Origin of the sequence: Actinomadura syzygii, from assembly GCF_008085905.1 — a bacterium.
Taxonomy (GTDB): Bacteria; Actinomycetota; Actinomycetes; order Streptosporangiales; family Streptosporangiaceae; genus Spirillospora; species Spirillospora syzygii.
The window spans coordinates 46,553-57,807 of sequence record NZ_VSFF01000003.1 but is presented as its reverse complement, the minus strand read 5'-3'; the positions used below and the strand labels follow the sequence as shown (position 1 = coordinate 57,807).

At 72.2% G+C, this 11,255-nt stretch carries 10 protein-coding genes; 8 read left to right on the top strand and 2 right to left on the bottom strand.

Features of this window, described 5'->3' with window-relative positions:
- The first annotated feature begins 55 nt into the window (after positions 1-55).
- Positions 56-1,579: a beta-N-acetylhexosaminidase gene (locus tag FXF65_RS07330; RefSeq protein ID WP_148348970.1), complete on the top strand. Its 1,524-nt coding sequence runs from the start codon at positions 56-58 to the stop codon at positions 1,577-1,579.
- A gap of 55 nt (positions 1,580-1,634) precedes the next feature.
- On the opposite strand, the gene FXF65_RS07325 is transcribed toward FXF65_RS07330, so the two are convergent.
- Complete coding sequence (locus tag FXF65_RS07325; RefSeq protein ID WP_187412162.1) at positions 1,635-2,138, bottom strand: GNAT family N-acetyltransferase; 504 nt, start codon at positions 2,136-2,138, stop codon at positions 1,635-1,637.
- 25 nt (positions 2,139-2,163) lie between these two features.
- Positions 2,164-3,078 (bottom strand): LysR family transcriptional regulator, encoded by a 915-nt coding sequence (locus FXF65_RS07320; protein ID WP_148348968.1) that lies wholly within the window; start codon positions 3,076-3,078, stop codon positions 2,164-2,166.
- Between the two features lie 94 nt (positions 3,079-3,172).
- Here FXF65_RS07320 and sfnG point away from each other — a divergent pair, with 94 nt between their 5' ends.
- From sfnG to FXF65_RS07280, 7 genes are all read left to right on the top strand, one after another.
- Positions 3,173-4,315, top strand: coding sequence for a dimethylsulfone monooxygenase SfnG (sfnG, locus tag FXF65_RS07315; RefSeq protein ID WP_148348967.1), 1,143 nt, complete (start codon positions 3,173-3,175; stop codon positions 4,313-4,315).
- 177 nt (positions 4,316-4,492) lie between these two features.
- Positions 4,493-5,734: an acyl-CoA dehydrogenase family protein gene (locus FXF65_RS07305; protein ID WP_148348965.1), complete on the top strand. Its 1,242-nt coding sequence runs from the start codon at positions 4,493-4,495 to the stop codon at positions 5,732-5,734.
- A gap of 101 nt (positions 5,735-5,835) precedes the next feature.
- A complete protein-coding gene (locus FXF65_RS07300) occupies positions 5,836-6,342 on the top strand; it encodes a flavin reductase family protein (RefSeq protein ID WP_148348964.1) in 507 nt (168 codons plus the stop codon).
- 125 nt (positions 6,343-6,467) lie between these two features.
- A complete protein-coding gene (locus FXF65_RS07295; protein WP_148348963.1) occupies positions 6,468-7,661 on the top strand; it encodes an SfnB family sulfur acquisition oxidoreductase in 1,194 nt (397 codons plus the stop codon).
- A gap of 23 nt (positions 7,662-7,684) precedes the next feature.
- Entirely contained in the window at positions 7,685-8,842 is a 1,158-nt protein-coding gene (locus FXF65_RS07290) for an LLM class flavin-dependent oxidoreductase (RefSeq protein ID WP_148348962.1), read from the top strand.
- Between the two features lie 96 nt (positions 8,843-8,938).
- Positions 8,939-10,282 carry an FAD-binding oxidoreductase gene (locus tag FXF65_RS07285; protein ID WP_148348961.1) on the top strand — a complete coding sequence of 448 codons (1,344 nt, stop codon included), beginning with the start codon at positions 8,939-8,941 and terminating at the stop codon, positions 10,280-10,282.
- A 55-nt stretch (positions 10,283-10,337) separates the two neighbouring features.
- Positions 10,338-11,225, top strand: a complete 888-nt coding sequence (locus tag FXF65_RS07280) for an LLM class flavin-dependent oxidoreductase (protein WP_187412161.1) — start codon at positions 10,338-10,340, stop codon at positions 11,223-11,225.
- Positions 11,226-11,255 lie beyond the last annotated feature (30 nt).

Genomic DNA, 11,255 nt, shown 5'->3' with positions numbered 1-11,255 from the left:
CCAAGGTATCGTCGTCGGGTCCCTTACCTGAACGGCCGAGTCCGGAGGCGGGCGAATGGCGACCACGGTGGACCTCATTCCCCTTCCGGGGAAGGTCGAATGGGGCGCGACGTCAGGGCCGTTCACCGGGCGCGTGCGGACGTCGCTCGATCCGTCCCTGGCCGCCGAGGCGTACCGGCTGACCGTGTCGCCCGAGGGCGCCGAGATCACCGGCGGGGACGACGCGGGCGTGTTCTGGGGACGCCAGACCCTCCGGCAACTTCGCGGCCTGGACGCCTTCCGCCGCGCCCCCATCGAGCGGGAGCCGGTCGCCGTCCCGTACCTGACGGTCGAGGACGCTCCGCGCTTCGCCTGGCGCGGCCTCATGCTCGACGTCGCCCGGCACTTCCTGCCCAAGGACGACGTCCTCCGGTACATCGAGCTGCTGGCCGTCCACAAGCTCAACGTCCTGCATCTGCATCTCACCGACGACCAGGGCTGGCGGGTCGAGATCGAGCGGTATCCCCGGCTGACCGAAGTGGGCGCGTGGCGGCGCCGCACCCGGATGGGCTGGGGCGACCCGCCGATGTGGGACGAGCGCCCGCACGGCGGCTTCTACACGCGCGACGACCTGCGCGAGATCGTCGCGTACGCGGCTGAGCGGCACGTCACCGTCGTCCCCGAGATCGACCTGCCCGGCCACACGCAGGCCGCCATCGCGGCCTACCCGTGGCTGGGGAACGCCGACGTGATCGACACCGGCGCGCTGGAGGTGAAGACCGACTGGGGCATCAACCCGAACGTCCTCGCCCCGACGGCCGCCGTGGTGTCGTTCTTCGAGGACGTCCTGGAAGAGGTCTTGGACGTCTTTCCCAGCCGCTTCGTCCATATCGGCGGCGACGAGTGCGTCAAGGACCAGTGGCGCCGGTCGCCCACCGCGCAGGCCCGCATCCGCGAGCTGGGCGTCGCGGGCGAGGACGGCATGCAGTCCTGGATGATCCGCCACTTCGACCGGTGGCTCGCCGAGCGGGGCCGCCGCCTCATCGGCTGGGACGAGATCCTGGAGGGCGGCCTCGCGGACGGCGCGGCCGTCATGTGCTGGCGCTGGTACCGGGGCGGCGTCGCCGCGGCGAAGGCCGGGCACGACGTGGTGATGTGCCCGCAGCAGGAGGTCTACCTCGACCACGTCCAGGACTCGGGACCGGACGAGCCCGTCCCGTTCGGCTGGGTGCACACGCTCCAGGACGTCTACCGGTTCGAGCCCGTCCCGCCGAGCCTCGCCGGGACGCCGCACGCGGCCCGGGTCATCGGCGCGCAGGCGAACCTGTGGTCCGAGGTGACCGAGAACCGGGCCCGCGTCGACTACCAGGTGTTCCCCCGCCTCGCCGCGTTCGCGGAGGTCGCCTGGTCGGCGCTGCCCGCCCCCGGCGAACGCGACGTCGCGGGCTTCGAGCGCCGCATGGACCGCGCGCACTACGCCCGCCTGGACGCGCTCGGGATCGGCTACCGTCCGCCGTCCGGGCCGCGCCCCTGGCAGCGGCGGCCCGGCGTCCCCGGCCGGATGCACGACAAGCCGCGCCGCCCTTGGCACACCGCCTGAAAAGGGCTCAGCCTGAAAAGGGCTCAGCCTGAAAAGGGCTCAGCCTGAGTGGGGCTCAGTCGAGCGAGCCGCTGAAGACGATGGCGTGCCTCTCGTAGCCCATCCGCTTCTCATAGAACGGAACGGACACGGGACTCGCCGCGAAGGTGTCGAGGCTGATCAGCCGTGCTCCGCGTTCGCGCCCCCACGCCTCCGCCGACCTCATCAGCGCCGTGCCCGCGCCGCCGCGCCAGTGGTCGCGCCGCACCGCGAGGGCGTTGACGTAGATCCGGGGCAGCGCGACCTCTCGCGTCACCTGCCGTTCGGCGTCCTCGTGCGGCGGCAGGAACGAGGCCCGGACGAACCCGACCGCCTCTCCCCCGTCGTCGCACACGCGTCCGAACACGTCCGCCTGTTCGCTCAGCAGCCTGCCCTCCAGCCATTCCGCGAGCCCGTCGGCACGCGGCGCCTGAAACGCCTCCGGCGCGATCTCCCGGTAGTACTCCGCGAAGTCCAGCCACGCCTTGGCCACCCCGTCGCCGTCTCCCGGCCGCGCGGGCCGAATCGCATATCCACTCACAACGCCATTATCGATATGGCGTCCATCAGTTCTCGGTGTCGTGCGGGAGGCGTGCGGCCTGGGCTTTGAGCAGGCGGAGGAGGCGGCCGACCTGGGCGGGCGGCTGGCGGGTGCGGGAATGCTGGGCGACGAGAAGGACGTCCGGGCCCTCGGCGGCCAGCGGGCGGTGGGTGATCACGCCGCTCCGTTCGAGGGGGTCTCCGGAGATGCTGTATTCGGGCAGCAGTGTGACGCCCAGGCCCTGGGCGACCATCACCTTGCCCATCTCGGCGCCGTCCACGGAGTAGGCGATGGCCGGTTCGCGTCCGTCCAGGAGGCGATGCACGTAGCGGTGCATGAGATAGCCCGCGCGCATCGCGACGAACGGCTCGGCGAGGATCCGGGCCAGCGGGACCTCGCGCAGCCGGGCGAGCGGGCTGTCGGTGCGGCAGCAGACCGCGGCGCGGCCGCGCAGCAGTTCGACCGTCGCGAGGTCCGGCGGCGGGTCGTCGCCGTCGATGACGTTGATCAGGCCGAGGTCGAGCCCGCCCCCGCGCAGCGCCTCCTGGATGTCGGCCTGCCGGGCGGTGATCAGCTCGACCTGCGTCTCGGGACGCGCCGCGCGGAAGCCGCTGATCACGGGCAGCACGAGCGGGACGGTGGCGGCGTGCACGGTGCCGATGCGGATGCTCCGCCGGACCCGGTGCCTGTCGTCGGCCGCCGCGCGCAGCCGGTGCACCGCGTCCAGGACCTCGATGATCCCGGGCAGCAGCTCGCGCCCGCCGGAGCTGAGCCGGGCGCCCGAGCGGTGCCGTTCGAGGAGCGTGACGCCGAGCTCGCGCTCCAGGTTGCCGATGGTCTGGCTGAGCGCGGGCTGCGACATGTGCAGCGCCTCGCTGGCGCGGCGCATCGAACCCAGGCGGGTCACGGCCGCGACGCACTCCAGCTGTTCGATCCGCATGGCTCCCCCTTCGGCGCGGCTGCAAGGTTCGGCCTATCACCCCGTCAGGAACACCACATTGACCTGGGGCGGACCGACGCTCACAATCTTAACCATGCCTGTAGGAAATATCGAGAATACTCCGGAGGCGGTGAGGTTCGCCTACTGGGTGCCCAACGTCAGCGGCGGCCTGGTGGTGAGCAAGATCGAACAGCGCACCGACTGGGGTTACGACTACAACCGCGAGCTGGCCGTCCGCGCCGAGGACAACGGATTCGACTACGCGCTCAGCCAGGTCCGCTACATCGCCTCCTACGGCGCCGCCTACCAGCACGAGTCCACGGGGTTCAGCCTGGCCCTGCTGCTCGCCACGCGGCGGCTGAAGGTGATCGCCGCGATCCATCCCGGGCTGTGGCATCCCGGCGTCCTGGCCAAGTTCATCGCCACCGCGGACCAACTGTCGGGCGGACGCGCCGCCGTCAACGTCGTCAGCGGCTGGTTCAAGGACGAGTTCACCAAACTCGGCGAGCCGTGGCTGGAGCACGACGAGCGGTACCGGCGCAGCGAGGAGTTCATCCGGGTGCTGCGCGAGATCTGGACCTCCGAGAACGCGGAGTTCAACGGCGACTTCTACCGCCTGCACGACTTCGACCTGCGGCCCAAGCCGCTCGCCGCGCCCGGCCGCCCGCACCCGGAGATCTTCCAGGGCGGCAACTCCACCGCCGCCCGCCGGATGGCCGGTCGCGTGTCCGACTGGTACTTCAGCAACGGCAACGACTTCGACGGCGTCACCGAGCAGATCCGCGACGTCCGCGGCGAGGCCGCCCTGCACGGCCGGAGCGTCCGGTTCGGCCTGAACGCCTTCCTGATCGCCCGCGACTCCGAGGCCGAGGCCCGCGAGGTGCTGCGCGAGATCGTCGCCAAGGCCGACCGGGAGGCCGTCGACGGCTTCGGAGCCGCGGTCAGGCAGGCCGGGCGGTCCACCGCCGACGGCAGGGGCATGTGGCAGGACTCGGAGTTCACCGACCTCGTCCAGTACAACGACGGCTTCCGCACCGGACTGATCGGGACGCCCGAGCAGATCGCCGAACGGATCGTCGCCTACAAGCGGCTCGGCGTTGACCTGTTCCTCCTCGGCTTCCTGCACTACCTGGAGGAGGTCGAGTACTTCGGCAAGCGGGTGCTGCCCCTCGTCCGGGAACTGGAGGCCGCCGAGGCCGACAAGGCCGGCGTTCCGGCGGCGCGGGCGGGTTCCTGAGCCGCATGATCCTCGTCCGCCGCCGCTACATCGACCTGCTCAGGTCGTGCAGCGCGCTGTGTAGCCGGGCGCGTCGTCGCCCCGCCCGCCGTCCTGCCCGCCGTCCTGCCCGCCGTCCTGCCCGCCGTCCTGCCCGTCCGCCACCGGCACACGTCCATCCCGAAGGAGAGCATCGGCATGTCCGTCGAAACCCAGCAGAGCGAGACCCAGCAGACCGAGACCCACCGGCCCCGGGCCGCCACTGACGAGCGGTTCGCCGCCGCGCTGCGGCGCGCCGACACCGCCGCCGCCGAACTGCGCGCCACCGCCGCCGAGCGGGACCGCGCCAACCGGACCCCGCGCGCGGAGGTCGAACTGCTGCGCGGCCATGACCTGCTCCAGGTGCAGGAACCCGTCGAGTACGGCGGCGACGGCCTGAACTACGCGCAGACCGTCCAGATCACCCGCCGCGTCGCGCGCGGCGACACCTCCATCGCCCACCTCATCGGCTACCACTTCGCGCAGACCCGCGTCGCGACCCTGTTCGGCACTCCCGAGCAGGCGGCGGAGCTGTCCCGCCGCAACGCCGAGCAGAAGCTGTTCTGGGGCGGTGTGCAGAACCCGCGCGGCGGCTCCGACCTCGTCCTGACCGACGACGGCGACGGGTTCCGGCTGAACGGGCGCCGGTCGTTCGCCTCCGGCGCGAGCCTCGGCGACTACCTCTCCGTCACCGCCGCCTACCGGGGAGAACTGGTCTTCGTCTCCCTGCCCGCCGGGCGCGAGGGCTTCCGGGCCCTCGGCGACTGGGACAACATCGGCCAGCGCCTCACCGACTCCGGCGGCGTCGCGTTCGAGAACGCGCGCGTCGAGCGCTCGGAGGTCCTCGGGCCCGACCCGCTCACCGGGCGGACCATCACCCCCTACCAGACGCTCGTCACACCGCACTGGCAGCTGGCGTTCGTCAACTTCTACGTCGGGACGGCCGAGGGCGCCCTCGACGAAGCGCTCGACTGGACCCGCCTGCACTCCGCCCCGTGGGAGACCTCGGGCGTGGACAGCGCCGCCGACGACCCCTACATCCTGCAGACCGTCGGGGAGATCCGCAGCGAGCTCCGCGCCGCCGCCCTGCTCGCCGACCGCGCGGGCGACGCCCTGCAGACGGGCCTGGACACCGGCCCCGGGCTCAGCGAGGAGCAGCGCGCCGAGGCGGCCGTCGCCGTCTACGAGGCGAAGTACCTATCCACCAAGGTCGCGTTGTCGGCGGCCTCCCGGCTGTTCGAGATCCAGGGCGCCCGCGCCACCACCGCCGCCTACGGCTTCGACCGGCACTGGCGCAACCTCCGCACCCACACCGTCCACGACCCCGTCGCCTACAAGGCGCGCGAGGTCGGCGACTGGACCCTGAACCGGCGCGCGCCCGAGTTCTCGCTCTACCGCTGACCTCCACACCCGCCGGTCCGGCCGCCGTCCGGCAGGCGGCCGGACCTCCTCCCTCCTTTTCTCTTCCCTGCCTGTCCTCTCCGGTCGAAGGAGTGATCGATATGACGGCAGTCGGTGTCGACCTGCGCCGTGTCTACGGCGCCTATCCCACCGGGGTGACGGTGGTCGCGGGTCTGGTCGGCGGAAACCCCGCCGGCCTCGCCGCGAGCTCGTTCGTCCCGGTGTCCCTGGATCCCCCGCTGGTGTCGGTGTGCGTCGCGCACACCTCGACGACCTGGCCGCTGCTGCGCGCGCTGCCCCGGATCGGGATCAGCGTGCTGGCCTCCCACCAGGGACACGTCGGACGGCGGCTCGGTTCCCGCGAGGCGGACCGGTTCGCCGGTGTCGACTGGCGTTCCACCCCGGACGGATGCGTGCAGGTCGAGGGCGCGGCCGCGTGGTACGACTGCTCCATCGAGCGGCAGTTCCGCTCCGGCGACCACGACATCATCGTCTTCCGCGTCCACGCCCTCGACGCCCAAGCCGGCGTGCCGCCGCTGATCTACCACGGTGGAACGTTCCGCGACCTGGCCGGCGGCCCGATCGGGGAACGCGCCTCCGCCCCGTGACGAGAGGCTCGACGCGGGGCGTCGCGGGACGTCCGGCATGGATCCAATCTCACTATAATCGACCTATTAACTAGGGTTATGCGAAGGCGTACGCGCCGCTCGCGGCCCGACCGGAGGGGGCGACCATGGACGCCGCAGTGATCCGCAGTGACGAGGAGGCGCTGGAGACGGCCGCCGAACTGGGAGCGGAGTTCGCCGAGCGCGCGGCCGAGCGCGACGCGCACCGCATCCTCCCGGAGGCCGAACTGGAGCGGCTGTCGGCGAGCGGGCTCCTGGCGATCACCGTCCCGAACGAGTACGGCGGGGCGGACGTGCGGGCCGACACGCTGGCCGAGGTGTTCCGGACGTTGGCCGCGGGCGATCCCAACATCGCGCAGATCCCGCAGAGCCATGTCGTGTACCTGCGCGTCCTGGCCCAGCAGGGGACGCCCGAACAGCAGAAGTTCTTCTTCGGCGAGGCGCTGGCGGGCAAGCGGTTCGGCAACGCGCAGTCCGAGCGGGGAACCAGGCACGTCCAGGAGTATGCGACCCGGCTCGTCCCGGACGAGTCGGGCGGATTCGTGCTGACCGGCACCAAGTACTACAGCACCGGGGCACTGTTCGCGCATTGGGTTCCCGTCCTGGCCCAACTTGAGGTGGACGGCGAGGACCGCCTGCACGTGGCCTACGTCCACCGCACCGCCGACGGCCTGGAGGTGGTGGACGACTGGAACGGCATGGGCCAGCGCACCACCGCCAGCGGCACCGTCCACCTCCGGGATGTGCGCGTCCCGGCCGACCATGTGGTACCGCACCACCTGACCTTCACCGGCCCGCAGGTGCACGGGTCCACGGCGCAGCTGCTGCACGCGGCGATCGACGTGGGCATCGCCTCGGGCGCGCTGCGCGAGGCGGTGGAGTTCGTCAACACGACGAGCCGTCCCTGGTTCGAGAGCGGCGCCGACACACCCGGCGGCGACCCGCTGCTCGTCCAGCGGTTCGGCGAACTGGCCATCACCGAGCGCGCCGCCCGCGCCCTGCTCGCCGAGGCCGGACGCGCGGTCGAGCACGCCAGGCGCGACCTCACCGACGCGAACGCGGCGCGGGCCTCCATCGCGGTCGCCGCCGCCAAGACGTACGCGGACCGTGCCGCGGTCGAGCTGACCAACGCGCTGTTCGAGGTGTCCGGGACCCGCTCCGCCCTGGACGAGCTCAACCTCCACCGGCACTGGCGCAACGCCCGCACGCACACCCTGCACGACCCCGTCCGCTGGAAGGTCCAGCACATCGGCCGGCACGTCCTCAACGGCACGCCCCCGCCGCGCCACGGCGTCATCTGAGAATCACGACGAGGGAGATCCCCGTGACCTTGACCTTCCACTGGTTCCTGCCCACCTATGGCGACAGCCGCTACATCGCCGGTGGGGCGCACGGCCCGCAGTCCGGCGTCGCGAGGGGAGACCGCCCGGCGACCCTCGGCTATCTCGGGCAGGTGGCGCGGGCGGCCGAGGAGATCGGCTTCGTGGGCGCGCTGACCCCGACCGGGGCGTGGTGCGAGGACGCGTGGCTGACCACCGCGCCGCTGGTGGAGGCGTCGGAGCGGCTGAAGTTCCTGGTGGCGTTCCGTCCCGGGCTGCTCAGCCCCACACTGGCGGCGCAGATGGCCGCCACCTACCAGTGGCATTCGGGCGGACGGCTGCTGCTGAACGTGGTCACCGGCGGCGAGTCGCACGAGCAGCGCGCCTACGGCGACTTCCTCGACAAGGCCGCCCGGTACACGCGCACGGACGAGTTCCTGCACGTCGTCCGCTCACTGTGGCGGGGCGAGAGGGTCGACTTCCACGGGGCGCACGTCCAGGTCGAGGACGCCCGGCTCGGCCGCGTCCCCGACCCCGTCCCGCCGGTCTACTTCGGCGGCTCCTCCCCGGCGGCCGGGCGGGTCGCGGCCCGGCACGCCGACGTCTACCTCACCTGGGGCGAGCCGCCCGCCGCCGTCACCGACAAGATCGCCTGGATCAGGGGGCTCGCCGCCGAGCGGGGACGCCGGATCCGGTACGGCATCCGCCTGCACGTCATCACCCGCGACACCGCCGGCGAGGCGTGGGCGCAGGCCGGACGGCTGCTGTCCGGGATATCGGACGAGGCGATCGAGCAGGTCCAGGCGGGCCTGCGCCGCAGCGAGTCGGAGGGCCAGCGCCGGATGCTCGAACTGCACGGCGGGTCCGCGAAGGGCCTGCGCGAACTGGAGGTCGCGCCGAACCTGTGGGCGGGCGTGGGCCTGGTCCGCGGCGGCGCGGGGACGGCCCTGGTCGGCAGCCACGAGGAGGTCGCCGACCGCATCGCCGAATACGCCGCGCTCGGCCTGGACGAGTTCGTCCTCTCCGGCTACCCGCACCTGGAGGAGGCGTACTGGTTCGGCGAGGGCGTCCTGCCGATCCTGCGCGACCGGGGACTCTGGACGCACCCCGCCGGAGACCCGTCCGCCACCGCCCCGGCGGCCGTTCCCTTCGCCGCTTCCTGACGAAGCCGCCGCGCCGTCCCCGCCCCCGATTCGCCGGGCGCGTGGAGTCCGTTTTCTACAAGACCGCCCGTTCAGCGCGTGGATACGTTGACCTGCATGAACGTATCCCCAATCCAGATCTTTCGACCTGGTGAGCGCGAATATGACGAGGAGCGGCTGGGGCTCAACCGCGCTGTGGAGTCGCGTCCGGCGTACGTGATCCCCGCGGTCGGCGAGCAGGACGTGGTCGCCGCCGTGCGGACGGCGGTGGCACAGGGCCGGGCCGTCGGCGTGATGGCCACCGGCCACAGCCCGTCCGTAGCGGCAGACGGCGCCGTGCTGATCAACACCGGGCGGATGAACGGCGTCGAGGTGAACCCGCTGACCAGGTCCGCCTGGGTGGAGGCGGGGACGCGGTGGCGGCAGGTCGTGGAGCGCGCCGCCCCGCACGGCCTGGCCCCGCTCAACGGCTCCAGCCCGAACGTGGGCGCGGTCGGGTACACCACCGGCGGCGGCGCGGGCCTGCTCGGCCGCCGCTTCGGCTTCGCCGCCGACCACGTGCGACGGCTGCGCGTGGCCACCGCCGACGGCCGTCTGCGCGAGGTCGGCCCGGAGAGCGACCCCGACCTGTTCTGGGCGGTGCGCGGCGGCAAGGACAACTTCGGCGTCGTCGTCGGCATGGAGATCGAGTTGTTCCCGGTGTCGCGGCTGTACGGCGGTGGCCTCTACTTCCCCGCGGACGCCACCGGCGACGTCCTGCACGCCTACACCGAATGGACCCGTTCGCTGCCGGAGTCCATGGCCTCCTCGGTGCTGCTGGCCCAGAACCCGGACCTGCCCATGGTGCCGGAGCCACTGCGCGGCAGGTTCGTCGCCCACGTGCGGATCGCCTTCAGCGGCGCCGAAGGCGGTGAGGACCTGGTGCGGCCGCTGCGGGAGATCGGCCCCGCCCTGATGGACACGCTGCGGGACATGCCCTACGCCGAGGTCGGCACCATCCATCACGACCCCACCGATGCCCCCTACGTGGCCTACGACCGCAACGTGTTCCTGCACGACCTGGGAAAGGACGCGGTCGACACCCTCCTGGCCCACGCCGGACCGGACGCGCAGCCACCGTTCATCGCCGAGTTGCGGCACTTCGGCGGCGCCTACGCCCGTCCGCCCGAGATCCCCAACTGCGTAGGCGGCAGGGACGCGACGTACTCCCTGTTCACCGGTGCGACACCGACCTCCGGAAGCCGGGAGTCGCGCGACCGGTTCCTGGCGGACATGCGCCCCTGGGGCACCGGGGGCACCAACATCAACTTCGCCGGCGTGGAGGACACCGCCCCGGCCATCGTCCGCACCGCCTACCGCCCCGCCGACTACACCCGCCTGACCGAACTCAAAACCGTCTACGACCCCGGCAATGTCTTCCGCATCAACTTCAACATCCCCCCGAATGGGACGCCGATCTAACCCGTACGGCACCGCATCCGAACCTGCACACGACCACAGTCATTGGAGGAAAGTCTTGCGAGTCGGAATAGGGCTGCCCGCCGCCGTACCGGGCACGGACGCCACGGTCATCGGGCGGTGGGCCGCGGAGAGCGAGGAGCGCGGCTTCGCCTCCCTGGGGGTGATCGACAGGCTGGTGTACGACAACCTGGACCCGCTGGTGGCGCTGGCGGCCGCGGCGGCCGGCACCGAACGCATCGAGTTGATGACCACCGTCCTCAACGCCGGTTACCGGGGCAACACCGTACTGCTGGCCAAGCAGATCGACTCGCTGGAGCGGCTGTGCGCCGGACGGCTGACCGTGGGCCTGGGCATGGGCGGCTGGCCCGAGGACTACGCCGCCAGCGGTGCGGCGACGACCCGGCGCGGCGCCGCGTTCGAGGCCGCCATCGCGGCGATGCGCGCCGTGTGGCGCGGCGAGACGAGCGGAGCCTCCGGCCCGGTCCCCGCCCTCCCCGAAGGCCGCCCCGGACTGCTGCTGGCCGGTCTGGTGCCCGCCGGGTTCGCCCGCGCCGCCCGCCTGTCCGATGGCTGGGTGGCCCCGTCCTTCGGCCTGCGAACCCTCGAACAGGGCGTGGAGGCCGTCCACCGGGAATGGGCCCGGGCCGCGCGACCCGGACGGCCGCGCATCGTCGTCGAGCGCTACTTCTGCCTGGGACCCGGCGCGGCGCAGACCGCCGAAGCCTACGTGGCGCACTACTACGGCCCCGACTACCTTCCGCACATCCAGCCCGACCTGCTGACCGATCCCGATCGGCTAAACCTGGAGATCGACCGCCTGACCGTGGCGGGCGCGGACGACCTGGTACTGCTGCCCTGCTCGGGCGATCCCCGGCAGATCGGCCTGCTCGCCGATGCCCTCGACCCGACGCGCCGGACACCGGTCAAGGCGGCGACACCGTGAACTCCCACGACCGGGGGACCCGAGCCGGTT

Bases quoted from the DNA above. Each gene is read 5' to 3' on its own strand.
- FXF65_RS07330 (WP_148348970.1), top strand. From the start codon at position 56: ATGGCGACCACGGTGGACCTCATTCCCCTTCCGGGGAAGGTCGAATGG.
- FXF65_RS07320 (WP_148348968.1), bottom strand. From the start codon at position 3,078: ATGCGGATCGAACAGCTGGAGTGCGTCGCGGCCGTGACCCGCCTGGGT.
- sfnG (WP_148348967.1), top strand. From the start codon at position 3,173: ATGCCTGTAGGAAATATCGAGAATACTCCGGAGGCGGTGAGGTTCGCC.
- FXF65_RS07305 (WP_148348965.1), top strand. From the start codon at position 4,493: ATGTCCGTCGAAACCCAGCAGAGCGAGACCCAGCAGACCGAGACCCAC.
- FXF65_RS07300 (WP_148348964.1), top strand. From the start codon at position 5,836: ATGACGGCAGTCGGTGTCGACCTGCGCCGTGTCTACGGCGCCTATCCC.
- FXF65_RS07295 (WP_148348963.1), top strand. From the start codon at position 6,468: ATGGACGCCGCAGTGATCCGCAGTGACGAGGAGGCGCTGGAGACGGCC.
- FXF65_RS07285 (WP_148348961.1), top strand. From the start codon at position 8,939: ATGAACGTATCCCCAATCCAGATCTTTCGACCTGGTGAGCGCGAATAT.